Genomic DNA, 24,777 nt, shown 5'->3' on the forward strand with positions numbered 1-24,777 from the left:
CCTCCTCGCCGATGCGGCGCACCTGCGCGCGGACGTCTGGGTGACGGTGGCGGTGCTCGCCGGGCTGGGGCTCACCGAGCTGGGCGTGCCGCACGGCGATGCCTGGACGACGCTCGTCGTCTCGGTGCTGATCGCGCGGACGGGGTGGGGGATCATCCGCGACGCCGTGCCCGTGCTGGTGGACCAGCGCGCCGTGGAGGCCACCGAGATCCGGCGCCTGGCGGGAACGGTCTCGGGGGTGCGCGAGGTGTACGACGTGCGCTCGCGCGGGCGGCCCGGCGCCCTCTTCGCCGAGCTGACCATCGCCGTGCGCGGCGGGCTGGACGTGGAGACGGCGCACGACATCGCCGACCGCGTGGAGAACGAGGTCGCGGACCAGCTCGGCGCGCAGGACGTGATCGTGCACGTGGAGCCCGATCGCCGCCCGGGAGCCGCGCAGTGACGCCGATGCCCCGCGCCGCCGGCGAGGAGCGGATGGATGCCCCGGATGCCGATCCGCGCGAGCTGGCGCGCAGCCTGGCCGACCTTCGCGGCGTCAACCGCTGGCTGGGCGGCACGCGCGTCGTCCTCCACCACCTGGCGCGGCTCGTGGCGCGGCATCCGCGGCGCGAGTACCGCGTGCTGGACGTGGCGACCGGCTCGGCGGACATCCCGCTGCAAGTGGCGGAGTGGGGGCGGCGCCGCGGCCTGCGCATTCGCGTGGTCGCGACCGATGCGCACCCCGCCACGCTCGCCGAGGCCCGCGCCCGCGTCGCCGCCGATCCGGACGTGAGCGCCGAGCCCGCGGACGCGCTGGCGCTCCCCTACGCGGACGGGGAGTTCGACTTCGCGCTGTGCTCTACCGCGCTGCACCACTTCAACACGGACGAGGAGTGCGTGCGCGTGCTTCGCGAGCTGGATCGGGTGGCGCGGCTGGGCGGGATCGTCAACGACCTGCACCGCTCGCGGGCGGCGCTGCTGGGTGCGCGGCTCCTGGCGGCTACCGTCTGGCGCACGCACCCCATAACCCGCAACGACGGCCCGCTTTCCGTGCGCCGCGCCTTCACCCCCGCCGACCTGCGCTCGCTCGCCGGGGCCGCGGGGCTGCGCGGTGCCGAAGTGTTCGCCCACGTTCCGTTCCGGGTAGCGCTCGTCTGGGACGGGCGGAGCTCCTGAACAGCAGCCTCACGCGGAGACGCGGAGACGCAGAGGAGAGGTGGCGGAGGCTCTCCGTGCCTCCGCGGCTCCGCGTGAGACCTGTCGTTGCTGTCCGGTGCGCTTCGTGCCGTCCACGCACTGACGCACTCACGCACTAACGCACTTCCGTTCCTATGCATGATGCGGTAATCGTCGGCGGCGGACCCGCGGGTTCAGCGATGGCGGCGAGGCTGGCCGCGATGGGGCACGACGTGCTCGTGCTCGACCGCGCCCACTTTCCGCGACGGAAGCCGTGCGGCGAGTGCGTGAATCCGGCGGGGGTGGATGCATTGCGCGCTCTCGGCGCGCTGGATGCCGTGGAAGCCGCGGGTCCCGCGCGGCTCGACGGCTGGCGAATCCGGCAGGGGGCGGGGGGTGGCTTCCGCGGGCGCTTCCCGGGCGACGTGCACGGGCTGGGCATCGCGCGCGACGTGCTGGACTCGATCCTCCTGGACCACGCGCGCGGACGTGGCGCGGAGGTGCGTACCGGCGTGCGCGTCACGGGCGTGCTGCGCGAGGGTGGCCGGGTCGTGGGGGTGAGCGCCGAGGGCGGTGAGGAGATCCGCGCGCGCCTCGTCGTCGGCGCGGATGGGCTGCGCTCGGTGGTGGTGAGGAGGCTGGAGCTTCTGCGGCGGCCTCCCCGGCTGCGAAAGGTGGCGCTCACCGCGCACGTCGCCGGTGTCGATGCGGGGCGCGGGTGGGGCGAGCTGCGCGCGATCGGGCGCGGGTGCGTGGGGATCGCGGAGGTGGATGGCGGGCGCTTCAACGTCACGGTGGTCGTGGCGGGGGATGAGGCGCGCGATGTGGCCGGCGATCCAGCCGCGTTCTTTGACGATGCCCTGCGGCGCTTCGGCTTCGCGGATGCGCGGCGGGTGGATGAGGTGCTGGCCAGCGGGCCGTTCGACTTTCCGGTGCGCCGCGCGATCGTGGACGGGGCGCTGCTGGTGGGGGATGCGGCGGGGTACTACGATCCGTTCACGGGCCAGGGGATCTTTCGCGCCCTCCGCGGCGCCGAGCTCGCCGCCCGCACCGCCGACGCCGCCCTGCGCGCGGGCGACCTCTCCGCCGCCGCGCTGGCGCCGTACGAGCGGGACCGGCGGCGCGCCTTCGGGCCCGGCGAGCGGGTGCAGCACCTGGTGGAGGCGTTCGTGTCGCGTCCCGCTCTGCTGCGCCTGGTGTCGCGCCGCTTCTCGCGCCGCCCCGCGCTTGGGGACGCCATCATCCGCGTTACCGGGGATGTGCGGCCTGTGCGTTCGCTGCTGCGGCCTTCGCTGCTGCTGGGGCTGGTGCGGTAGGGACGGGGGCCGGGCCGGGGGCGGCGATCGCCGGGGGGCGCCGGGGGGCATTGTCGGGCGCCGCCATCGCCGGGGGATAAATCCCCCGGCTGGAACAACGCGAAGACGGCTGAAGCCGTCTCGTGGAATGCGGATCTGGCCCGCGAGTCCGCGAAGGCGGACTTTGTGCTGTTGTTGCAGCGAGTTCAGTCGCCACCTGACCAGGCCCCAGCTACCCCGCAATGCGCCTCACCCTCCGCGACGCCCTGGGCGCCGTGTTCATCCTGGCGATGTGCGCGATGTGCGTGCGCCTCGGGTTCTGGCAGCTCGACCGGCTGGAGCAGCGGCGGGCGCGCAACGCCGTCGTGCTGGCCGGAATGCGGCAGGCGCCGCGGCCAATCGACGCGGCGCTCGTTAGCGAGATGCGGCGCGATCCGGCGCGGCTGGCGTACCGGCGCGTGGTGGCGCGCGGGCGCTACCTCGCCGCGGCGGAGGTCGTTCTACGTGGGCGGGTGGAGGGCGGGCGGCCCGGAGTGCACCTCGCCACGCCCCTCCTCCTCGATGACGGAAGCATCCTCCTCGTCAACCGCGGCTGGGTGCCCGCCGCGGATGCCGTAAGGCCCGCGGAGCGCCCCGCACCCCCCGCCGGAGCCGTCACTGTCGAGGGCATCCTCCAGGAAGTCCCAATCACGCAGGACCGCGGCGGCCGCTCGATTTCGGCGCGCGGGGACACGGCGTACCGGCGCCTGGACCGCGGCGAGGCGAGGGCGCGGTTGGGATCGAGCGTGCTGCCGATGTACCTCCAGCTTCTGGGCGACACGGCGGGCGCGGCGCGGTCGCTCCCGGTGGCGGTGCCGCCTCCGCCGCTGGACGAGGGGCCGCACCTGGGGTACGCGATCCAGTGGTTCAGCTTCGCGCTGATCGGCGTCGTGGGGCTCTTCGTGCTCCTGCGGCGGAGAGGCGCGGCCCCCTCCTGAGCCCGCCGCCGGGTGCGAGTCTTGCACCCCGGGCGGCCCTCACGGCCCGCGCGGCGCGGCCGGCGTGGAGTTCAAACCAGCACAGGAGGCACGAGCATGCCAAACTACGGACGCGACTTCGGCCGTTCACGCTTCAGCCAGGATCGCGGCTTCCGCGGGCAGGGCGGCGGAGGCGGCGGGTCTCGTGGCGGCTACGGCGGAATGGGCTCCGACGGCTTCGGCAACGGGTACACCGGGATGGGCTCCGACGCGGGCGAATTCTCGGGCCGGCAGAGCCGCGAGGGGTACACAGGCTTCGGCAGCGGCGGCGGCGCGTACGACCAGGACTTCTCCAGCGGCCGCGGCATACAGCGCGGCGGCGGCTACGGCCAGCAGGGCGGCGGGTACGGCGGGCGCCCCGGCGGGATGGGCGGCGGCTACGGCGGCCAGGGCTTCGGCGGCGGGATGGGACGCGGCGGGGGCGGGGGATACGGCGGCGGGCGCGGCTACGGCAGCGGCCCCAGCGGCTACGGCGCCTTCGGCGGTGGGCAGGACTACGCGAGCGGCTACGGCCAGCAGGGCGCGGGCGGCGACGAGCTGCGCCGGATGCGCGCGGCCGACATCATGACCGAGAACCCCGAGGTCGTCACCCCCGACGCCACGCTGGCGGATGCCGCCCGCAAGATGCGCGACCTGGACGTCGGCATCATCCCGGTGGTGGAGAGCGAGGGGAACCGGCGGCTGCGCGGCGTCATCACCGACCGCGACATCACCATCCGCGCCGTGGCCGAGGGGCGCGACGCCACCAGCACCCGCGTCTCCGACGTGATGACCACCGGCGTGGAGACGTGCAACAAGAACGACTCCGTGCAGGACGTCCTCCAGTTGATGGAGCGCGAGCAGGTTCGCCGCGTGCCCATCACCGACCGCGAGGGGCGGCTGGTGGGGATCATCGCCCAGGCCGACGTGGCGACGGACCTGGACAGCGACGCGGGCTCGCGCCGCGTGGCCGACACCCTGGAGCGCATCTCCGAGCCCGGCCAGCCCGGCGGGCGCGGGATGCAGGCCCGCAGCGGCGTCCTCACCTCCGGCGGCTCGCCGATGGGCGGGATGCAGGCTGGCGGCGGGCAGGGCAGTGGCACCGGCGCCTCCGGCGCGGAGGGCGGCGACAGCTACTGAGCCGCTCTCTGGACGCGAAGCACGAGGGGGGGGTCCCGGTCCGGGACCTCCCCCTCGCTGTCGAATACCTCCCCATGAGTGCCGGCTTACACGTGAGGACCCGCCAACCGCGCGCGCGGTCCAGTCACTGGCCGGCGACGCGCCCGTCGAGCCCTCTGCCCCAGCAGTAGGTGATCCCGTCCTGTCCAATGCCGCACAGACGGACCTCGCTGGACATGGAGATCGAGCGGAGTGCGGCTTCCGGCAGCCTGCGGACGGGGACGCTGGTATAGATGGGCTGTGAGTTGTCCGTCCGCAGGAAGTAGTTCCCCCAACAGAAGGTGCCTCCCTCCTTGCCGAGGCCACAGGCCATGCCCGAGCTCATGACAAGGCTGGTGAAAGTGTTCGGCGGCGCGACGGCGACGGGGGTTCGGCTGTTCTGCTCCTGTCCGTTTCCGAGCTTGCCGCGGTTCCCGCTCCCCCAGCAGTACGCCTGGTCCGCGGTGTCGAGGGCGCAGGTGTACTGCGCTCCCACCACGATGGAGCGGAACGTGTGGCCCCCGTCTACGCGCACCGGCGCCACCGTGCACTCCCAGTCGCCGCAGCGGCCCAGCGGTCCGCTCACCCCCAGCTCACCGGAGTAGTTGTACCCCCAGCACCATGCAGCGCCGTCGGTGGCGACGCCGCAGCTGTGCTGCGAGCCCCAGGCGACCTGGACGAACGAGACGCCGCCCGGTACCGCCACGGGTGCGCTGCCGGGCGTGCCTCCCCAGCAGAAGGCCTCGTTGCGGGTAGATACCCCGCAGGTGGCAGCGCTGATCGACCGGAAGGCCACTCCGCCCGGGAGCACGGCGGGAACCGCGTTGCCCCCGCCCCAGCAGTATGCCGTCCCCGCGGCGGTGATGGCGCAGCTCCGCGTCTCACCCACGCTCACCGATACGAAGCGCTGCTCGGTCTCCACCGCCAGCGGTAGAAGGGAACAGCGATATGCGGTCCGGAACGACGCCGTCACGTTCTTCATCAGAACGCTCGAAAGCCGCTCGCAGCGGTCGCTCGGCTGGCGGGTGCCGAGCTGGCCGTTCTCGTTGCTTCCCCAGCAGTACGCCTTGCCGTCGGTGGTGAGCGCACAACTGTGAGCCGACGCACTGCCCAGCGAGGCGAAGCGCAGCGGCTGCGGATACGAGAGGACGTGGACCGAGGAGCTGACGCGCGTGTTCCCAAAGGAGGCGGTGATCGTGGCGCGCCCCGGCCCGACCGTGGTGACGCGCCCTTCCGCGTCCACCCGCGCGACCGACGGGTCCGACGACTCCCAGGCGCCGCCGCCGCTGAGGACCTGCGGCGCCCCCATGGTCAGGCCATCGGGAGTGATCGGCGGGCTTCCGCCGACGATCGTGCGGATCGTGAGCTGGCGCGTTTCCCCGGGGAGCGAGGCGACCGTATCCGGCCACAGGTGCAGGTACTGATCGTACACGTGCACCTGCACCACGCCCGATCCGCCCTCCACGCTCGCGGTCACCTGGCCGTTGCCGGCGCGCAGCGCGGTCACGCGTCCTGTCGCGCTCACCTCCACCAGCGCCGGATCGGAGGCAGTCCACCTCACGCTGCGCCCCTCCACCGGCTGCCCGGCTGCATCGAGCACCCGCGCGGCGAGCTGCACGCTCTGGCCCGGAGCCAGGTCGGCGCGATCGCGGCCGATCTCCACCCGCAAGGGCACCACCCTGAGCGTACGCACGCCCGTCACCTCCTGCGAGCGGGCGCTGATCGTCGCGGTGCCCGGTACGTGCGCGGAGACGACTCCGTTGGCGTCCACTTCGGCGATCGCGGGGTTGTCGCTCGACCATTCCACCGTGCGCCCGGACAGCTCGTTTCCATCGGCGTCGCGAAGCTCCGCGGAAAGCCCCAACGTCGTGCTCGCCGCCACGGAATCCGACGAGGCGGTCACCCGCACCGTGTCCACGCGCTCTGGGCCCGTGGTGTCGCTACACGCCGCGAGCAGGACGGCAGCGGCTAGCCCGGAGAGGGTGCGGAGAAGATAACGTTGCATGAGCGTGCTCGTGGATGATCGAAGGGGGTGGAACCTTCAAACGTTTCGGCACCCGAAACCGCGACAGCGGCGGACCGGGCGGGGAGTAAATATAACAGGATCGAGGAGTCGCGGGAGCACCGAGAAGGGGAGGTCCCGCGCGGAACCTCGCCCTCTCCTATGTCCACGGGAGCCGCATGGGCGCCGGGCTCTCAGTTCTCGCTCCAGCGCCGCATGACCAGCGAGGTGTTGGCCCCGCCGAAGCCGAAGGAGTTCGAGATCGCCACCTCGATGTCGGCCTGGCGCGCGGTGTTGGGCACGTAGTCCAGGTCGCAGGCGGGGTCCTGCTGGCGGAGGTTGATGGTGGGCGGCAGCATCCCCTCGCGCAGGGCGAGGGCGGTGACTCCCGCCTCGATGGCGGCGCTCCCGCCCAGGGCGTGGCCCAGCATCGACTTGGTGGAGGAGACCGCCAGCCGGTCCGCGTGCTCGCCGAAGACGCTGCGGATGGCCCGCGTCTCCGCCAGGTCGCCCACGGGGGTGGAGGTGCCGTGCGCGTTGACGTAGTCCACGTTTTCGGGTTCGATGCCGGCACTGCGCAGGGCTCGGCGCATGGCCAGCGCGGCGCCCTGGCCGTTCTCGGGCGGCGCGGTGATGTGGTACGCGTCGGCGCTCATCCCGAAGCCGATCACCTCCGCCACGATCGGCGCGCCGCGGCGCCGGGCGCACTCCAGCTCTTCCAGCACCAGCACCGCCCCGCCCTCGCCGTGCACGAAGCCGCTGCGCGTCTCGTCGAAGGGACGGCTTGCGGTCTCCGGGGAGTCGTAGGTGGTGGCCAGCGCCCGCGCCGCCGCGAAGCCGGCGAAGGAGATGGGCGTCAGGCACGCCTCGGTGCCGCCGGCGAGCATCATGTCCGCGTCGCCGCGCTTGATGGCGTGGAAGGCCTCGCCGATCGCGTGGTTGCTGCTGGCGCACGCCGAGACGGGGGCGTAGCTGGGCCCCTGGGCGCCGGTGCGGATCGCCACCTGCCCCGCGGCCAGGTTGATGATGCTGGCGGGGATGAAGAAGGGCGACACGCGCCCCATCCCCTTCTCCTCCATGAGGTCGCGGGTCTCCATGATGCTGGCGAGCCCGCCCATCCCGGAACCGATGATGACGCCGGTGTTCTCGGGATCGGGCACGGTGCCGATGCCGCCGAGCCCCGCGCTCCGCATCGCCTCGTCGGCGGCGACGACGGCGTACTGGATGAAGGTGTCCATCCGGCGCGCCTCCTTCCGGTCCAGCACCGGCTCGGGGCTGAACCCCTTCACCTCGGCCGCGATCGACACCTCGGGAGCCAGCCCCGGGAGCGCGCACCTGGTGAGCGGCCCCACGCCGCTCTTGCCCGCGAGCAGCCCCGCCCACGTTTCCGGAGTGGAGCACCCCAGCGGCGTGACCATCCCGATGCCGGTGACGACGACCCTGCGTGACACGGTACCTCCTTTAGGGATTAGGGATTAGGGACCAGGGATCAGTGGGACGGAGCATTGCGGGCGCCTGTGCGCCCCGCTGTTCCTATTCCCTAATCCCTAATCCCTAGTCCCTGCGGTTCATCATCATTCCGCCTTCAGCAGCCCCTTGCGCAGCGCGAAGCGCACCAGCTCGCTCCGGTGGCGCAGGTTCAGCTTCTCCATGATGCGCGCGCGGTAGGTGTCCACCGTCTTGGGCGAGATGAAGAGCTTCTTGCCGATCTCGCTGGAGCTGAACCCTTCCACGGTGTACGACAGCACCTCGCGCTCGCGTTCGGTGAGGCGGTCCAGCGGGTCGTCCTCGCCGGGCTCCGCCTTGGCCTTGAGGCCACGGAGGAGGAGCTTGGCCCCGCTGGGGTAGAGGAAGACATCGCCGCGCGCCACGGTGTGGATCGCCTCGATCAACTCCTCGTCCGCGCTCTTCTTGGTCACGTACCCGCTCCCCCCCGCCTCCAGCACGGGCAGGAGGTGCTCCTCCTCGCCGTGCATCGTCAGCACCAGGACGCGCGCTCCCTGCTCCAGCGCCGCGATCTGGCGGACGGCTTCCAGCCCGCCCATCCCGGGCATCGAGAGGTCCATCACCACCACGTCCGGCCGCGTCTGCCCGGCGAGGCGCACGCCCTCCTCGCCCGTCCCCGCCTCGCCCACCACCTGGAAGCCGGGCTCCGCCTCCAGCAGCGCGCGCAGCCCCGCGCGGAGCACGGCGTGGTCGTCCACCAGCAGGATGCGAACGGTGTCGGGCATGGGGAGCCGGGTTTGGGGTGCGCGGTGGCGGCGGAATTTGAACAGGGTGCGGGTGTGGCGCAAGCGAACGGAAGTGCGTGAGTGCGTCAGTGCGTTGGGATGGAGCGCACTCACGCACTAACGCACTCACGCACTTTCTTCCTCACAGCCTCGTCGACAGCCACCCCGGCGTCCAGCGCGACAGCAGCGCCGAGAGGGTGGAGAACGATCCCGTGAAGAGGAGCATACCCAGCACCAGCAGCATCGCCCCGCTCACGCGGTTGATCCACGGGAGCCACTGGCGGATGCGCTTGAAGGTGGTCAGGAAGCGCTCGATCAGCACGGTGGAGAGGAGGAAGGGGATCGCCAGGCCGGCGGAGTACACGGCAAGCAGGCCCATCCCCTCCATCATGCTCCCGCGCGTGGCGGCCAGCGTCAGGATGCCGCCCAGCACCGGCCCGATGCACGGCGTCCACCCCGCGCCGAAGGTGATCCCCACCAGCAGCGTCCCCAGGTAGCCGACGGGCTTGTCCGCCAGGTGCATTCGCCACTCGCGGCCGGCGCCGGGAAGCCGCAGCACTCCCAGCAGGTAGAGGCCGAAGAGGATCAGCAGCACCCCGCCCACGCGCTCCACCCACCGGCTCGCATACGCCAGCAGCGATCCCAGAAAGGTGGCAGAGGCGCCCAGGATCATGAACACCAGGGTGAAGCCCAGCACGAACAGCACCCCGTGCACCAGCACCGCCCGCCGCGTGCGCCCCGTCTCCGCGTCGCGCAGCTCGTCCAGGCTCATCCCCGTGATGAACGTGGCGTAGCTCGGCACCAGCGGCAGCACGCACGGCGAAAGGAAGCTGAGCAGCCCGGCCGAGAAGGCCACCAGCAGCCCGAGAGATTGCGGTTCCATGGAGCTCGCGCACGGAGTCGGTTCGGCGCGCCCACGCGCGCCGCGCACCAAGATACACCGCAGCGCCCGATTGTGCCTGCCGGTCCCCCAAGCGCCCTCCACCGCACGCATTCGCTAGGCGCCAGGCCGCATCTGCGCGCTCCGATTTGTGGCTGGTGTGGCCCTGCGCCTATGCGTTAGCCTTGACGCCATGAAACCGCTGCGCGTCTATATCGATACGTCCGTCGTGGGCGGTTGCCTGGAGACTGAGTTCCGGGCCGCATCGTTGCAGCTCTTCCGGCGCTTCCGCGAGGGGAGGATGGTCTTGGTCGCGTCGGATCTTCTCGGAACGGAGTTGGCCCGCGCGCCTGGTCCGGTGCGCGCAATGATGGAGGACGACGCTCTGAACCGTGAGAACGTGTTGGTCACCAGTGAAGCGGATCGACTCGCCAACCGGTACATCGTTGAGGGGGTGATAGGTAGGGCTCGGGAAGTCGATGCCCTCCACGTAGCCACTGCGACGGTTCATCGGGTTGATGTGCTCGTCTCTTGGGACTTCAGAGACATCGTCCACCGGATACGGATTCGCGGGTATAATGCGGTGAATGCCCGTGAGGGGCACACGCCTCTCATCATCAGATCCCCACAGGAGGTGGTTCGCCATGGATGATTACGATGATTACGAGCCGATCGACGCGCTACGTCTCAAGGAGGAGTTGCAGGCGCGCGTAAGCCGCGAACTCGCGGGAAAGACTCCGGAAGAGCGAGTTCGTTGGATCAACGAAGAGGGTGCGAAGTTCTGGAAGGAGCACCCTGCTCCAGTCTCGGACGAGGCTCGGAAGAGCGCCTGAACCGAGCGCTGCGACGCGAGAGGGCCCCGGCTAACCCGCTGGGGCCCTCTCGCGTTCCTCCACCAGCGCAAGGAATCAGGTGTTCGCGGTCCGCCCTGAAGCCAACAGTCGCCGAGAGATCGTCGCACTACGAAGCCCGCGCACGAATTGGAATCGGTGCCGTGCGCGCCGTGTGCCCGCCTGCCCGCCCCCCACGCGCCCGTCGCCGCACGCAATCGCTAGGCGCCAGGCCGCATCAGTGCGCTCCGATTTGTGGCTGGTGTGGCCCTGCGGGTGTGCGTTAGCCTTGACACCATGAAACCCAAGCGCGTGTATATTGACACATCGGTCGTGGGTGGGTGCTTCGAGCCGGAGTTTAAGACGGCGTCGGCGCGGCTTTTCGAGCGATTCCGCGACGGCACCCTGATCGCGGTTGTATCGGATCTCCTCGCATTCGAGATAATACCCGCTCCGGAATGGGTGCGAGATGTTCTGGACGCGATCCCCGCCGCACATCGTGAGGATGTCTTGATGACCCGCGAGGCCAAAGACCTCGGCGAGCGCTACATCAGCGAGAGGGTAATTGCCCGGAAGATGCTGGCGGACGCTCTGCACATCGCGACGGCGACGGTGCATGCGGTCGATGTTCTCGCGAGCTGGAATTTCAAGCACATCGTCAACCCGCGGCGTATCTACGGGTACAACTCCGTGAACGTCTTGGAGGGGCACATTCCCCTTGAGATCAGAACCCCGGCGGAGGTGGCGGGCGATGACGGATGAAAACCCTTTCGATGCGGTTCGCCTCATGCGGGAGCTCCGCGACCGGGTGACCCGCGAACTCGATGGTCTCAGCTTTGAAGAGCAGCGGCGGCGGATGCACGAGCAGATCGCCGCCGCACAGAAGCAGTCCTCACCCTCCGTGCCAGTAGGGAAAGTAGATAGCGGCTGCGCGTAAGCACGCCCCAGGCGAGCACGCTATGACGAGAGAGGGCCCCGGCTAACCCGGGGCCCTCTTTCGTTCTCAACCAGCGCAGCGGCTCAGGTGTTGGCGGTCTGGCGGGCGTAGGAGAAGCCGGATGCCAGGCGCTGCACGCCGCTCAGGAGGTAGTCCACCACCTCGCCGGCGGTGTAGCCGGTGCGGTCGGAGCCGATGAAGCGGCGGATGTTCTTGAGCTCGTCGCCGCTGGTGATCAGCGGGGCCTCTTCCACGCCTTCGTCGCGCACCTGCGCGTGGCCGATGGTGGCGAACAGGGCGTTGCACAGGCACTTGCGGCCCACCGTGTCCTCTACCTTGCCGCCCTTCTTGAGGTAGGTGTCCACCGGCTCGGCGGCGCAGCGGTAGTTGACCCGGCCGCGGTCGTCACGGTACGACTCGCGCAGGTAGCCGAGGTCGCACACGCGCTCGCGCTGCTGGTAGACGGGGAGCTGCGACAGCGTCCCCGGCACCTGCGCCACCTTGAACGGGAAGCCCGTGGGCGAGGCGCGCGAGTCGGTCACCACGTCGATGGTGTCCTCCTGCGCCTGGCGGATCACGTTGCGCTTCAGCTCGGGGGTGACGCCGCTCTCTTCCGCGTAGGCGAAGAGGGTGCCCACCTGGATCCCCGCCGCGCCCGCGTCCAGCGCCTCGGCCAGCTTCTCAGGGCTGCCGGAGCCGCCGGCGAGCCAGAAGGGGCGGCCGTGGTCCTTCATCTTCTCCAGGTCCACCACGTCGCGCTGGCCGTACACCGGCTCGCCGCGCTCGTTGTAGACGATCTCGCCGCGGGGCGGGGCGTTGTGCCCGCCGGCCGTTGGCGCCTCGATGATGAAGCCGTCCACCCGGCCGCTCGCCTTGCGCGCCAGCATGGTGGCCAGCGAGTTGGACGCGATGATCGGGAGGAAGAACGGGCGCGTGATGTCCACCGGCGGCGCCTCGGAGTGCACGCGCGGGTCGAAGTGCAGGAGCTCCGTCTCGTCGCGGCCCAGACCCTCGACGTCGAACTTCATGGACGCGGGCTCGTGGCGGGCGAAGCGGTCCAGCACGCCCGGGATCTCCTTGGGGATGCCGGCTCCCATCAGCACGTAGTCGACGCCCGCCAGCATGGCGCCGTACAGCGTCGCCAGGTTGGGCATCTGCACCTTGGTGAGGAGGTTGATCCCCACCACGCCGTCGTGCCCTTCCTTGGCCAGCCACACTTCCACGAACGACGAGAGCACGGTGAGCTGCTCGCGCACCTTGCTGACCATCTGCCGGTACATGGGCACGGCCTTGTACGGCTCGCCCGGCGCGCGACCCTCGGGAAGGAAGTAGCTCTTGAGCACCGCCGCGCTCACTTCCGGAAGGGGGAAGTGCTCCATCGCGCGCCGGATGTGCCCGCCGATGTCGCCGTCCTGCAGGCGCCGCACCAGGAGCGAGTCGATGCACGTTCCGGATACCACGCCCATCTGCCCCCGCATGGCGACTGCCTTGGCGAGGACCCAGTTGGAGACTCCGACGCCCATTCCGCCCTGAATGATCAGCGGATGGGAGAGCGCGGCTTCGTTCATGCGCTTGCGGGGTAACAGGTTGCGTGACCTTTGTGTGGTTTGGTCACTGAATCTACCGCGAAAGTGCCGGATGTGCAACGGGTTACGCATTTCGCGCCCCGAAAATGAGTGCGGCTCACCGGCGCCGAACCCCCGCACGCCCAATCCAGATCCAGACTTTGCACGCCGGGTGCCATCGCCGCGCGGGCGTTGCCCGGCGGGCGCCGCCGCGGGTATCTTTGGGCCTCGCGGCGGACCCCGGAACCCGGGGAATCCCGCTCCCGCATTCCCCGTCCTGGCCCTCACAAGATGCCCGCGATTCCGCCCGCCACCCTCGAAGGCTGGTACGCCCTCCACCAGGTGTTCGCCCTGGACTGGGCCGCCCTGCGCGCCGCCGATGCCACCGCGCTCGCCACCGAGGCGCGCCGGCTGATGGAAGCACTCGCCCCCGCGGGCGAGGGGTGGAGCGCCGCCTTCCGCATCGCCGCGGGCGACGGGGCGGACCTGCTGCTCGTCCACTTCCGCCCCACGCTGGACGAGGTGGCCGCCCTGCAGACGAGGGTGAAGGCGTCCGCGCTGGGCCCCTACCTGCGCACCGTGTACGACTACCTCTCGGTGACCGAGGCGGGGCTGTACCACGCCACGGCGCAGGCGGCGCGGGAGCACGGCGCGGGAACGGCGGAGTTCAGGGCGGCGCTGGAGGCGTCCAAGGCCCAGGAGCTCGCATCCGCGCACGTGCGCTCCAGGCTGTACCCCGAAGTGCCCGAGGGGATGCGCTACCTCTCCTTCTACCCCATGACCAAGCGCCGCACGGGGGCGGAGAACTGGTACACGCTGGACGTGGCGGAGCGCAGCCGCCTGATGCGCGACCACGGGATGACGGGGCGGCAGTACGCCGGGCGCGTCTTTCAGGTGATCACCGGCTCGGTGGGGTTCGACGAGTGGGAGTGGGGAGTGACGCTCTTTGCGCGCGACCCGCTGGAGTTCAAGCGCATCGTCACGGAGATGAGGTACGACGAAGCGAGCGCGCTGTACGGAGAGTTCGGGCGGTTCTTCACGGGCATTCGTCTTGCTCCCGCGGATTGGGAAGGAATCCTCGGGGCAGGTTCCGCGTGACGCGAGCCCCTCGTCTCACTCCGTCCGGGCAATGGCGTGCTGGCCCGGCGCGGGGTTCGCTCGTATCTTGACTGCATGAACCTGTCTACCCCCTTCGCCATCATCGGCGGCGCCATCCTGGGCCTGCTGTCGTCGTTCGGCCAGTTCTCCCGCTTCGTGGGGGACCTGATCCGCGCGCTGACGGACATCCGCACCTGGGGCCCGCTCACCGTGGGACAGATGCGAAGGCTGGGGGTGGACTCGCTCCCCATCGCGCTCTTCCTCTCCTGCTTCACCGGCATCGTGCTGGCGCTGCAGGCGTCGTACACCTTTACCGGCGCCATCCCGCTGTACTTCGTGGGCGCGCTGGTGACCAAGACGATGATCCTGGAGCTGGGGCCCGTGCTCACGGGGCTCGCCCTTTCGGGCCGCGTGGGCGCCAACATCGCCGCCGAGCTGGGGACGATGCGCGTGTCCGAGCAGATCGACGCGCTGGAGACGATGGCGTACAACCCCATCGCCTACCTGGTGGTGCCGCGCGTGCTGGCGGGTACCATCATGGTGCCCCTGCTGGTGATCTTCTCCAACGTGCTGGGGATCGCGTCGGGGTGGGTGACTTCCATGAACGTGCTGGACATGACCACCGCCCAGTTCGTGCGGGGCTCGCGCCTCTTCTACGACTCGTTCGACATCGTCTACTGCGTCATCAAGTCCACCTCGTTCGGGCTCACCATCACGGTGCTCGGCTGCTACCAGGGGTTCAACACCCGCGGCGGCGCCGAGGGCGTGGGGATCGCCACCACGCGCGCCGTGGTGCTGGCGAGCATGATGATCCTGGTGCTGGACGCCTTCTGGGCGCTGGTGCTCCTCCAGTGAGCATCCAGCTGCGCGGGCTCCACAAGGGGTTCGGGGCGAAGAAGATCCTCCGCGGCCTGGACCTGGAGGTGAGCGAGGGGGAGACGATGTCGCTGGTGGGCTTCTCCGGCGCCGGCAAGTCGCTCACGCTCAAGCACATCGTGGGGCTGATGAAGCCGGACGCGGGCACGGTGCACGTGGACGGGCTGGAGGTGCCCACCCTGCCGCGCGAGAAGCTCTTCAAGCTGCGGCTGGACATGGGGTACGTATTCCAGTTCGCCGCCCTCTTCGACTCCATGACCATCGGCGAGAACATCGCCATGGGGCTGCGCAAGAAGGGGGGGATGACGCAGGCGCAGATCCGCGACCGGGTGGAGGAGTCGCTGGCGCTGGTGGACCTGGCGGGGTTCTCGTCGCGCTTTCCGCAGGAGATGTCCGGCGGGCAGCAGAAGCGGGCGGGGCTGGCGCGGGCGATCGCGTACCGCCCCAAGTACCTGCTCTACGACGAGCCCACCAGCGGACTGGACCCCGTCACCACCACCGTGATCGACCGGCTGGTGCTGCGGATGAAGAAGGAGCTGGGGGTCACCTCGCTGGTGATCACGCACGACATGAAGAGCGCGTACGCCATCAGCGACCGCATCGGGATGCTGTACGAGGGACGGCTGGTGGAGGTGGGGACCCCGAAGGAGTTCCAGGAGACGCGCAACCCCATCGTGCGCGCCTTCGTGGAGGGCGAGCCCGGGCTGAAGCACGACGCGGAAGACCCCCTGCCGATGGGCGGGGAGGGTGCCGCCGGCAAAGGGAGGAAGCGATGAAGTGGAAGAACGAGGCGCTGGTGGGCCTGGTGGTGATCGCCGGGATCCTGACCGCGCTGGCGGGGGCCGTGTGGCTGAGCGGCAAGTCGTGGAGCGGCGACGAGCGCACCATCACGGCGACCTTTCGCGGCGTGGGCGCGCTGGAGGTGGGGAACCCCGTGAAGCTGCGCGGCGTGAACGTGGGCCGCGTGACGGAGATCCGCCTTTCCGAGCGCGGCGACGGCGTGTTCGTGAACATGACGGTGCGTCCCGACATCACCATGCCGAGCGACGCGGGCGTCCTGCTGGCGAGCGAGTCGCTCTTTGGCGACTGGATGGCGCAGATCGTTTCGAGGGGCCAGTACCCGGACCTGGACTTCGTGGCCACGCAGCGGGGCCGCGTGCTCCCCGGCGCATCGCTCCCCGACATCTCCGAGCTGACGGCGGTGGCGGCGCGCATCTCCAGCGACATCGAGACGCTCTCCGCCCGCATCCAGCTCGCCTTCACCGAAGAGACGGCGCTCACCATCCGGCAGACGCTGGAGAACGTGGGCGAGGTCAGCGACCAGCTCGAGGGCTTCATCGGCCAGCAGACGCGCACCTACGACGCGGTCTCGAAGAACGTGCTGGAGTCCACCGCCAACGTGCGCAACGCCACGGCGACGGCGGCGCTGGCGGCCACGGACGTCCGCACCACCATCAACCGCGGCGACGTGCAGGCGATCCTGGCCAACGCCCGCCAGGCGAGCGCCAACCTGGAGGCGCTGAGCTCGCGCCTCAGCGCATCCACCGGCGGCATTCCGGGAGTCATCACGCAGGTGGACTCCACGGTCGCCGCGTTCGGCGCGACGGCCAAGGCGCTGAACGCGACCATCACCGGCCTGCAGCCCTCGATGGCCGAGGTGGGTCCGATGATGGTGGAGGCGCGCCGCGCGATGACGACGCTGAACACCACCATCAGCGCCATCCAGCAGGGCAACGGCACCCTGGGCCGCCTGGCGACCGACCCGGCGCTCTACGAAGAGACGCAGCGCGCCATCGAGACGATGCGCCGGCTGATGGCGGACATCCAGCAGAACCCGGCGAAGTACATCGGGCAGGTGCAGGTCTTTTAACAGAAGTGCGTGAGTGCGTGGAGTGCGTTAGTGCGTGAGTGAAGCGCGGTTGCTCACGGACCGATGCGCTCCCCGCACCAACGCACTTCCGCACTCACGCACTAACGCACTAACGCACTTCTGTTCATGCCCCTGGTCGTCCAGAAGTTCGGTGGCACCTCCGTCGGCTCGCCCGAGCGGATCAGGGCCGTGGCGCGGCGGGTGGCGCGGGCCCGGGCGCGCGGCGACGACCTGGTGGTGGTGGTCTCGGCCATGGGGCACACGACGGACGAGCTCACCGAGCTCGCCGCGCAGGTGACGGGGCTGGAGCGCGCCGGGAGCCGGCATCCGCGGGAGATGGACATGCTGCTGACGGCGGGGGAGCGGATCGCGGCCGCGCTGCTCACCATGGCCATCGCGGAGGAGGGGGCGGAGGCGCGCTCCTTTACCGGGAGCCAGGCGGCGATCATCACCGATGGGCAGCACACCGCCGCCCGCATCCGCGAGATCCGCGGCGACCGGGTGCGCGAGGCGCTCGCGGAGGGGAGGGTCGCGATCGTGGCGGGGTTCCAGGGGGTGAGCACGGAGCGCGAGATCACCACGCTCGGTCGCGGCGGGTCGGACACCAGCGCCGTGGCCCTTGCGGCGGCGCTCAGGGCGGACCGGTGCGAGATCTTTACCGACGTGGACGGGGTCTACACGGCCGACCCGCGGCGGGTGCCCGGCGCGCGCGTGATCCGCGAGATCTCGCACGCGGAGATGCTGGAGATGGCATCCGCCGGCGCCCAGGTGATGCATGCGCGCGCCGTGGACATCGGGGCGCGCTTCGGCGTGGACATCCGCGTCCTCTCCTCCTTTTCCGACGACGACACGCCTTCTGGCACGCTGATCACATCGATGCCCCGCGCGATGGAAGACCTCGTTCTCACCGGCCTCGCCTCCTCCGGCTCGCACGCCAAGGTGATCCTGCGCGGCCTCCCCGCCGGGATGGCGACCTCCACCGAGCTGCTGGGCGCGCTCGCCGACGCCGGCGTCAGCGTGGACATGGTGGCCGAGTCGGCGGAGGCGGAGGGGACGATGCAGGTGCAGCTCACCGTCGCCGCCGACGTGCTCGGCCGCGCCCGCGAGATCGCCGGCGGGGTGATCGCGAGGCTGGGGAGCGGCACCGTGGAGGCGCGCGGCGGGCTCACCCGCATCACCCTCGTGGGGAGCGGGATGACGGGGCGGCCGGGCGTGTACGCCCGCGCCTACCGCACCCTGCACGCGGCCGGCGTGGAGGTGCACGGCGTGTCCACCTCGTCCATCTCCATCTCCCTGCTGGTCGCCGCGGAGCACGAGGACGGCTCGCTGCGCGCCCTCCACGACGCCTTCGCGCTGGAGATGGCGGGCGAGGCAGAGCACGTGGCGGAGCGATGAACGTCGCCATTCTGGGCGCCACCGGCGCGGTGGGGCGCACCATGCTCGGCGTGCTGGCCGAGCGCGGCATCCCCGTGGAGCGGCTGACGCTGCTGGCCTCGGAGCGATCCGCCGGGCAACGTATCGAGTGGGGCGGCCGCGAGTGGAAGGTGGAGGTGCCGCGCCCCGGATCGTTCCGCGGGGTGGACTTCGCCCTCTTCTCCGCCGGCGCGGACCGCTCGCGCGAGTGGGGGCCGCGCGCCGCCGACGAGGGCGCCGTGGTCGTCGACAACTCCTCCGCCTGGCGGATGGACCCCGACGTCCCGCTCGTGGTGCCCGAGGTGAACATGGCGGCGGCGCGGGACCGGCCGCGCGGCATCGTCGCCAACCCCAACTGCTCGACGATCCAGATGGTTGTCGCGCTGCAGGCGCTGCACCGGGCGGGGGGGCTGCGGCGCGTGGTGGCCACCACCTACCAGTCGGTGAGCGGGGCGGGGGAGACGGGGCGTGACACCCTGCGCCGCGAGAACGCGGGCGAGGGGCTCACCCTGCCGCGCGTGGCGCAGCCGGTGGAGGGCTCCCCGTTCATGCGCCGCATCTCCGGCAACGTCATCCCCCAGATCGGCGACTTCGACGGCGAGGGGTGGTCGGGGGAGGAGCGCAAGATGATGGACGAGACGCGCAAGATCATGGGCCTGCCCGATCTCGCCGTCGCGGCCACCTGCGTGCGCGTCCCCGTGGAAGTGGGCCACTCCGTGCAGATGATGGTGGAGACGGAGCGCGAGCTCACGGCGGAAGGTGCGCGGCGGGCGCTGGCGCTCTTTCCCGGAGTCCTGCTGCAGGGCGGCGCCGAGTCGTACCCCACGCCGTGGGAGGCCGCGGGGCGCGACGCCGTGTTCGTGGGGCGCATCCGCAAGGACCCGGTGATCCCCAACACGCTGCACCTGTGGGTGGTCGCGGACAACCTGCGGAAGGGGGCCGCCACGAACGCCGTGCAGATCGTGCAGGGGCTGCGCGGTGGGTAAGCGGCGGCGCGGCAGGGGCGACTGCGCCGCCGGCCCCGTGCGTCCGGTGGTGGAGACGAGCGCCGGCGGCGTCATCTACCGCTGGTGCGGCGCCGATCCCCACGTCCTCCTGATCCGCGACCGCTACCACCACTGGGGCTTCCCCAAGGGGCACCTGGAGGGCGCCGAGACCGCCGCCGACGCCGCCCTGCGCGAGGTGGCCGAGGAGACCGGCCTGACGCAGCTTCGCCTGGGGCCGCGGCTGCACACCATCGACTGGTTCTTTCGCTTCCGCGGGCGCCTGATCCACAAGTACTGCCACTTCTACCTCATCGAGTGCCCCGCCGGCGACACCTGCCCGCAGGCCGAGGAGGGGATCACCGAGTGCGTGTGGCTCCCGCTGGACGAGGCGATCTCCTCCATCTCGTACGACAACGCGCGCGAGGTGCTGCGCCTGGCGGCAACGCAATTGCGAGGGGCGCCCCCCCACGCGCCGCGAACCGGCGGCGAAGCGCACTCCGAATAGGCCAGCCGTGAAGCAGCCATCCCACCCCATCCACACCCCCGCGCCGCACGCGCACAAGCCCTTCGACTGGCAGATCGTCCACTCGGTGATCGTCGTCGTGGTGCTCGGGATCTTTCTGTACACGGTGCGCGGCATACTCAGCCCGTTCCTGGTCTTCCTCCTGCTGCTCTTCGTGACGGCGCCGCTGCAGGGGACGCGCATCTACGTGCTGATCGTGAGCGCGGCGGGGATGCTCACGCTGATCTGGGCGCTGAACGCCACGGGGTTCCTGCTCGCGCCCTTTCTGCTGGCGCTCGCCTTTGCGTACCTGCAGCACCCGCTGGTGTCGCGCATGGAGCGCCGTGGGATCTCGCGCACCTGGGGGACGCTGATCATGGCGATCCCCACGCTGGTGATCCTGGGGCTCCTCTTCTTCGTGGGGATTCCGGCGCTGGGGGGGCAGATCAGCGACTTCATCCGCAACTCGCCCGCCTACCTGCAGCGGGCGACGGTGTGGGTGGAGGGGATGCAGGCACGGCTCATCCGCAGCGACATCCCGGGGGTGGACGAGCAGGCGCTGGTGCAGAAGATGCGCGCCATCCGCCCCGACCAGATGGTGGCGTACCTGCAGCAGCGGCAGTCCGCCATCGCGGCGGCGGCGTGGGCCGGGGTGCTGGGGCTGGGGCGGGGGGTGGGCACCATCCTGAACATCCTCAGCTACGTCTTCCTCACCCCCATCCTCACCTACTACCTGCTGCGCGACTGGCCTTCCATCACGGCGCGCATGGGCGAGCTGGTGCCGCTCAAGAGGCGGCCCGGGGTGCTGGGGTTCGCGCGGGAGTACGACCGGCTCCTCTACGGCTTCGTGCGCGGCAACCTGACGGAGTCGGCGGCGGTGGGGGTGCTCACCTGGCTGCTGCTGTGGGTGACGGGCTTTCCGTACGCGCTGCTGCTGGGGATCATGGCGGGGGTGTTCAACATCATCCCGTACGTGGGGCTGGTGCTCACGCTGATCCCCGCGCTGGTGATCGCGCTCTTCACTCCGGACCCGGGCGTGGGGCTGCTGAAGGCGGTCGGCGTCTTCGTGTTCGTGCAGCTTCTGGACGGCGCGGTGCTGGGCCCCAAGATCGTGGGCGACAGCGTGGACCTGCACCCGGTGTGGGTGATCCTGGCGCTCTCCATCTTCGGCTTCTTCTTCGGCTTCGTGGGGCTTCTGCTCGCGGTCCCGCTCGCGGTGCTGCTGAAGCTGGTGCTCACCCACGCGCTCGTGCGCTACCGCCGCTCGCGCCTTTTCCTGGGCGACGAGAGCGCGCTCCCCATGTCCTGACCGCGCCGGACTCCCTCCCGCGAGAACCCGCCCTATGAGCACTTTCTCCCACCGCGCCCCGATCTCCCGGACTTTCACCCTGGTCGCCGCGGGGTTGGTTCTCGCCGCGGTGATGGGCGTGTGGGCGTGCGCGCCGCGCGCCGTCGCGGCCCCGGCCGTGCCCGCGCCTACGAACTACCTCCCGCCCGCAGCCTTCCCCGCCGCGCCCGCCGAACCGAGCCCGGAGCTGCTCCGCTCGATCGAGGCACGCATCCGCGCCCAGGTGGAGGCGGAGCACCGCGCCGAGCACGCCGCCACGCCCCCGCGCGCGACCGCCGGGTCGTTCGAGGTGCGCGAGCGCATCGAGATGAGCTCCACGGCCTACTGCCTCAGGGGCCTGATGCGCACCGGCGTGCGCACCCGCGACGGGATGGCGGCTGCGGACCCCCGCGTCCTCCCGCTGGGTTCCCTGGTCCGCGTGTCGCACCCGGACGGCCGCCCCATCGGCGTCTTCGTCGTGATGGACACGGGCGGCGCCGTGCGCGGCAACAAGATCGACATCTACATGGACTCCTGCCGCGAAGCGTCGGATTGGGGGCGCAAGGCGGTGGTGGTGGAGGTGCTGGAGATCGGGAGATCGTAGGCCCCCTCCCCCCGGCCCCCTCCCCCGCCTGCGGGGGCGCAGGGCGGGTGAGGGGGAGAATTCACCCCTCCGCCGCAAACGTTGTGGTAGGGGCGCGATTCATCGCGCCCGTGTCACGGGCTGCCCCGCCGCCCGCCCCGCGCACGATTCTCGGTAGGGGCAGACCTGCGTGTCTGCCCTCCCCCGCCGCCACCCCAACCTCCGCCCGACGCACCCCAATCCCGTAGGGGCCGCCCCGCGTGGCTGCCCGTGTCCTGGGCTGCGCCGATGCCGGCCCCCGCGAACCGCCCGCCGCTCTCGAGCCGGCTTCAGCCGCCTTCCCGTGGCTCCAGCCGGGGGCTTTAGCCCCCGGCTCGCGTCCCCGCCCGCACCCCGGGCTAGAAGCGCGCAGATCTCCGCGAACCACGCGCCACCGCATGCTTGCGAACGGCAGCTTCGCGGGCGAAAATGCTGCCGTGAACCTCTCCATCGCCTCCGTTTCGCTGCCCGAGCCGCTCCTGGGCATCCTCGCCGTCGTGGGCGTGCTCGCTATCCTCGCGCGGCTGGGGAGGTCGCTGCTGCGCGTGGGGATCACCGTGGCCGAGGAGACCGCGGCGGCCGGGATGGCCGAGACCAGCGCGCGCCGCGGCGACCTCACCGGGCTCGCCGAGCGGCGCGAACAGAAGCTCGCGCTGCGCCGCACCCGCCTGAGGCAGCTCGGCGTCTCGGTGCTGTGGGTGGCGCTGCTGGCGGGGCCGGCGCTGGCGGGGTGGGGGCGGCCGGTCTACGCGGCGGCCGCCCTGCTCTGGCTGCTGCCGCGCGCGCCACTCCGAAAGGTGCGCCCGCCCCGCCCGTCTGATCCTCACATCGGCGTGTCCGCGGACGGGCCGTAGATGGAGGGGAGCGGCACGTCGTTGAGGCGCAGGTAGACGCTGAGCTGGCCGCGGTGGTGGATGATGTGGCTCATCAGCATCGTCCGCAGCACCGCCGCGCGCGGCATGGCGAAGATGGTGCGCCCCGCGTTCTTGAGCGTCCAGGTGACGCCCAGCTCCTCGTCGGTCGCGGCGGCGATGGCGGCGCGGGTCGCCGTGACGTTCGCGTCGAAGGTGGCGAGGAGCGCTTCCGCCGATTCGAACTGCGGCGGGGTGCGGGGCGGGCTCCCCGGCGGGTTCATGTCGACCTCGGTCAGCGTGATGGCGCGCAGGCCGAGCGACGGGATCGTCGCCAGGTGCTGGGCGAGGGCGCCGAGCGCGGTGGATTTCGGGTGCGGCTTCCAGTCCGCGCGGTCGGCGGGGACGCGCTCCAGGAGGGTGCGCGTGATGGCCATCTCCTGGTCGAATTCGGGGAGCAGTGCTTGGGCGATCGGCATTTGGGTTCTCGGGTAGGTGTGGGGTACGCGGTGGTGGGAGGAATGTAGGGGCGGCGCGGGGGTGTGCGCGAGACGGCGGGGGGCGGAGACGGGGCGGGCACGGGCAGCCACGTGGGGCGGCCCCTACAGGGATCGCGGTGCGGGTGGCGGGGTGGTGCGGGCGCGATGAATCGCGACCCCGACATGGATTGTGGTGCGGAAGGAGGGCGGTGGGACGGGGGAGGGCACGGGCGCGATGAATCGCGGCCCCTACGTAGGTCCCCGGACGCGAAACGGGGGCGGCGCACGTGGCGCCGCCCCCGGTGTTCGTGTCCGCAGTCGGCTTCAGCCGTTGCCGATGTCGCCCTGGTCGTACTCGCTGCGCGGGCGGTAGTCGGTGGAGGACTCGTAGCCGCCATCCTCCAGGCCGCTGTCGTAGTGGGCGCCCTGGCTGAAGCCGCGCTGCGGATAGTCGTCGCTGCCGTACGGGGCGCCGCTCGAGTAGCCGGTGCCGCCGTACTCGCTCTCGCTGTACCCCGTGCCGTAGCGGCGCGGGTAGGCGCCCGACTCGTACGAGGTGGAGGGCGAGTAGTTGTCGTACGACACGCCGGTGGCGCGCACCTCCACCTCCACGTCGTACTCCTCCTCCTCTTCGTCGCGGCCGCGGATCTGGCCCAGGAGGCCGCCAAAGATCCCCCCGATGGCGCTGCCCAGCGAGCCGCGCCAGCCGCCGCCGCGTTCCTGGCGCTCCTGATCGCGCGCGGCGCGGCGCTCGGCTTCTTCCAAGCGGGCGCGGAGGCGGCGAAGCTCCTCCTCCTGCTCGCTGTTCTGCCGCATCAGGCGGCGCGACTGCTCCTCCCAGCGGCGTGCGCGCACGTCCGTCTCGCCGTCGTATTCCGCATCGCCACCGGAACGGCGCGGGCGGTCGTCGTCGTCGCCGCCGGTGAGGTAGCCCAGGAGGAGCCCCGTGCCGAAGACGCCGCCGAACACCAGGAGGGGGCGGCGGTGCACCTCTTCCTGGATCGGCGCCAGCCGCTCGCGCACGGGGGCCAGGCGCTCGCGCACCTGCGCCTTCACGTCCAGCTTCTCCTCCAGCGTCTGCTTGCGGCGGAGAAGCTGCTCCTCGATCTCGTCGATCGTCTCGGACATGCGCGCGCGCGTCTGCTCGATCTCGGCGCGCGTGGCGTCCGGATCGGCGGCCGCGGCGCCCGTGGTTCCGCCCGTCGCGCCGCCACCCACCTCGGTGCCGGTGTTGTATACCGTCGAGTCCCCAACACGCACGTCGGCGCCGGGAAGGGCGTGCCCCGCGGGAAGGCGGTCCGCATCGTTCATCGTCCGGTCTTCCCCGAACGGATCACGAGTCTCATCCATGGATCGTTGCTCCTATCGAAGTAGACGTCCGACGACGAATCCAGCCACCCCCGCCATGAGCAGCGTCTGCACCGGCTTGTCGCGGATGCGTGCTTCCAGCGTGGATGTCGCGTCCACCGCGCCCTGCCGGGCGGTCCCCACTCCGCCGCGCACCTTGCCAACCGGCGCGGCGAGCGGCCCTTCTTCCATGTCCAGCAGCCCGGAGATGCGGTTGCCGGCCCCCGTGGTCCCATCCGCGACGCCGCCGCGCACGGTCTCCGCCAGGCCGCTGACGCGCTCGCGCGTGGTGCCAGCCAGCTCGGTCGCGCGCTCGCGTGCGGTGCCGGCCAGCTCCGTCGCCCGCTCGCGCGCGGTG

At 71.1% G+C, this 24,777-nt stretch carries 27 protein-coding genes; 19 read left to right on the top strand and 8 right to left on the bottom strand.

What is annotated here, in order from left to right:
- From VF647_16420 to VF647_16440, 5 genes are all read left to right on the top strand, one after another.
- The coding region (locus tag VF647_16420; GenBank protein ID HEX8453688.1) for a cation diffusion facilitator family transporter at positions 1–442 on the top strand (442 nt) is incomplete at its 5' end.
- A gap of 5 nt (positions 443–447) precedes the next feature.
- Positions 448–1,155: a methyltransferase domain-containing protein gene (locus VF647_16425; GenBank protein ID HEX8453689.1), complete on the top strand. Its 708-nt coding sequence runs from the start codon at positions 448–450 to the stop codon at positions 1,153–1,155.
- Between the two features lie 155 nt (positions 1,156–1,310).
- Positions 1,311–2,471 carry an NAD(P)/FAD-dependent oxidoreductase gene (locus VF647_16430; GenBank protein ID HEX8453690.1) on the top strand — a complete coding sequence of 387 codons (1,161 nt, stop codon included), beginning with the start codon at positions 1,311–1,313 and terminating at the stop codon, positions 2,469–2,471.
- Between the two features lie 221 nt (positions 2,472–2,692).
- The gene (locus VF647_16435) at positions 2,693–3,427 is read left to right on the top strand and encodes an SURF1 family protein (GenBank protein HEX8453691.1); all 735 of its coding nucleotides are present in this window, start codon (positions 2,693–2,695) and stop codon (positions 3,425–3,427) included.
- Between the two features lie 96 nt (positions 3,428–3,523).
- The gene (locus VF647_16440) at positions 3,524–4,585 is read left to right on the top strand and encodes a CBS domain-containing protein (GenBank protein ID HEX8453692.1); all 1,062 of its coding nucleotides are present in this window, start codon (positions 3,524–3,526) and stop codon (positions 4,583–4,585) included.
- A 124-nt stretch (positions 4,586–4,709) separates the two neighbouring features.
- On the opposite strand, the gene VF647_16445 is transcribed toward VF647_16440, so the two are convergent.
- The 4 genes from VF647_16445 to VF647_16460 form a co-directional block, all read right to left on the bottom strand.
- Entirely contained in the window at positions 4,710–6,608 is a 1,899-nt protein-coding gene (locus tag VF647_16445) for an Ig-like domain-containing protein (protein ID HEX8453693.1), read from the bottom strand.
- Positions 6,609–6,799: 191 nt separating this feature from the next.
- A complete protein-coding gene (gene fabF / locus VF647_16450) occupies positions 6,800–8,056 on the bottom strand; it encodes a beta-ketoacyl-ACP synthase II (protein ID HEX8453694.1) in 1,257 nt (418 codons plus the stop codon).
- A gap of 123 nt (positions 8,057–8,179) precedes the next feature.
- On the bottom strand, positions 8,180–8,836 hold the full coding sequence (locus VF647_16455) for a response regulator transcription factor (protein HEX8453695.1): 657 nt from the start codon (positions 8,834–8,836) through the stop codon (positions 8,180–8,182).
- Between the two features lie 142 nt (positions 8,837–8,978).
- Positions 8,979–9,719 carry a cytochrome c biogenesis protein CcdA gene (locus VF647_16460; protein ID HEX8453696.1) on the bottom strand — a complete coding sequence of 247 codons (741 nt, stop codon included), beginning with the start codon at positions 9,717–9,719 and terminating at the stop codon, positions 8,979–8,981.
- A 190-nt stretch (positions 9,720–9,909) separates the two neighbouring features.
- Here VF647_16460 and VF647_16465 point away from each other — a divergent pair, with 190 nt between their 5' ends.
- From VF647_16465 to VF647_16480, 4 genes are all read left to right on the top strand, one after another.
- A complete protein-coding gene (locus VF647_16465; GenBank protein HEX8453697.1) occupies positions 9,910–10,368 on the top strand; it encodes a hypothetical protein in 459 nt (152 codons plus the stop codon).
- Positions 10,361–10,549 carry a hypothetical protein gene (locus VF647_16470; protein ID HEX8453698.1) on the top strand — a complete coding sequence of 63 codons (189 nt, stop codon included), beginning with the start codon at positions 10,361–10,363 and terminating at the stop codon, positions 10,547–10,549. The genes VF647_16465 and VF647_16470 overlap by 8 nt, the downstream gene beginning before the upstream one ends.
- A 294-nt stretch (positions 10,550–10,843) precedes the next feature.
- Positions 10,844–11,308 (top strand): hypothetical protein, encoded by a 465-nt coding sequence (locus tag VF647_16475; protein HEX8453699.1) that lies wholly within the window; start codon positions 10,844–10,846, stop codon positions 11,306–11,308.
- Complete coding sequence (locus VF647_16480; GenBank protein ID HEX8453700.1) at positions 11,298–11,483, top strand: hypothetical protein; 186 nt, start codon at positions 11,298–11,300, stop codon at positions 11,481–11,483. Before VF647_16475 ends, VF647_16480 begins: the two co-directional genes overlap by 11 nt.
- 83 nt (positions 11,484–11,566) lie before the next feature.
- Here the strand turns inward: VF647_16480 and VF647_16485 are convergent, their stop codons facing one another.
- The gene (locus tag VF647_16485) at positions 11,567–13,051 is read right to left on the bottom strand and encodes a nitronate monooxygenase (GenBank protein HEX8453701.1); all 1,485 of its coding nucleotides are present in this window, start codon (positions 13,049–13,051) and stop codon (positions 11,567–11,569) included.
- A gap of 288 nt (positions 13,052–13,339) precedes the next feature.
- Between VF647_16485 and hemQ the strand changes: the two genes are divergently transcribed.
- The 10 genes from hemQ to VF647_16535 all read left to right on the top strand — a co-directional run bounded on the left by hemQ (position 13,340) and on the right by VF647_16535 (position 22,596).
- Entirely contained in the window at positions 13,340–14,146 is an 807-nt protein-coding gene (gene hemQ, locus VF647_16490) for a hydrogen peroxide-dependent heme synthase (protein HEX8453702.1), read from the top strand.
- 75 nt (positions 14,147–14,221) lie between these two features.
- Positions 14,222–15,001 (top strand): ABC transporter permease, encoded by a 780-nt coding sequence (locus tag VF647_16495; protein ID HEX8453703.1) that lies wholly within the window; start codon positions 14,222–14,224, stop codon positions 14,999–15,001.
- Positions 14,998–15,798 (top strand): ATP-binding cassette domain-containing protein, encoded by an 801-nt coding sequence (locus VF647_16500; GenBank protein ID HEX8453704.1) that lies wholly within the window; start codon positions 14,998–15,000, stop codon positions 15,796–15,798. Before VF647_16495 ends, VF647_16500 begins: the two co-directional genes overlap by 4 nt.
- Positions 15,795–16,892 carry an MlaD family protein gene (locus VF647_16505; protein ID HEX8453705.1) on the top strand — a complete coding sequence of 366 codons (1,098 nt, stop codon included), beginning with the start codon at positions 15,795–15,797 and terminating at the stop codon, positions 16,890–16,892. The genes VF647_16500 and VF647_16505 overlap by 4 nt, the downstream gene beginning before the upstream one ends.
- A gap of 126 nt (positions 16,893–17,018) precedes the next feature.
- Positions 17,019–18,287, top strand: a complete 1,269-nt coding sequence (locus VF647_16510) for an aspartate kinase (protein HEX8453706.1) — start codon at positions 17,019–17,021, stop codon at positions 18,285–18,287.
- Complete coding sequence (locus tag VF647_16515; GenBank protein HEX8453707.1) at positions 18,284–19,291, top strand: aspartate-semialdehyde dehydrogenase; 1,008 nt, start codon at positions 18,284–18,286, stop codon at positions 19,289–19,291. Before VF647_16510 ends, VF647_16515 begins: the two co-directional genes overlap by 4 nt.
- The gene (locus VF647_16520) at positions 19,284–19,796 is read left to right on the top strand and encodes an NUDIX hydrolase (protein HEX8453708.1); all 513 of its coding nucleotides are present in this window, start codon (positions 19,284–19,286) and stop codon (positions 19,794–19,796) included. Before VF647_16515 ends, VF647_16520 begins: the two co-directional genes overlap by 8 nt.
- Positions 19,797–19,803: 7 nt before the next feature.
- A complete protein-coding gene (locus tag VF647_16525; GenBank protein ID HEX8453709.1) occupies positions 19,804–21,102 on the top strand; it encodes an AI-2E family transporter in 1,299 nt (432 codons plus the stop codon).
- Between the two features lie 34 nt (positions 21,103–21,136).
- Positions 21,137–21,724, top strand: coding sequence for a 3D domain-containing protein (locus tag VF647_16530; GenBank protein HEX8453710.1), 588 nt, complete (start codon positions 21,137–21,139; stop codon positions 21,722–21,724).
- 416 nt (positions 21,725–22,140) lie between these two features.
- Complete coding sequence (locus VF647_16535; GenBank protein HEX8453711.1) at positions 22,141–22,596, top strand: hypothetical protein; 456 nt, start codon at positions 22,141–22,143, stop codon at positions 22,594–22,596.
- Here the strand turns inward: VF647_16535 and VF647_16540 are convergent.
- From VF647_16540 to VF647_16550, 3 genes are all read right to left on the bottom strand, one after another.
- On the bottom strand, positions 22,566–23,072 hold the full coding sequence (locus tag VF647_16540; GenBank protein ID HEX8453712.1) for a DinB family protein: 507 nt from the start codon (positions 23,070–23,072) through the stop codon (positions 22,566–22,568). The two genes, VF647_16535 and VF647_16540, sit on opposite strands and share 31 nt — an antisense overlap.
- A gap of 324 nt (positions 23,073–23,396) precedes the next feature.
- Complete coding sequence (locus tag VF647_16545) at positions 23,397–24,422, bottom strand: DUF3618 domain-containing protein (protein ID HEX8453713.1); 1,026 nt, start codon at positions 24,420–24,422, stop codon at positions 23,397–23,399.
- 12 nt (positions 24,423–24,434) lie between these two features.
- Positions 24,435–24,777, bottom strand: a 343-nt coding sequence (locus VF647_16550; protein ID HEX8453714.1) for a hypothetical protein, incomplete at its 5' end; no start/stop codon positions are given.

This window comes from Longimicrobium sp., from assembly GCA_036387335.1.
Taxonomy (GTDB): domain Bacteria; phylum Gemmatimonadota; class Gemmatimonadetes; order Longimicrobiales; family Longimicrobiaceae; genus Longimicrobium.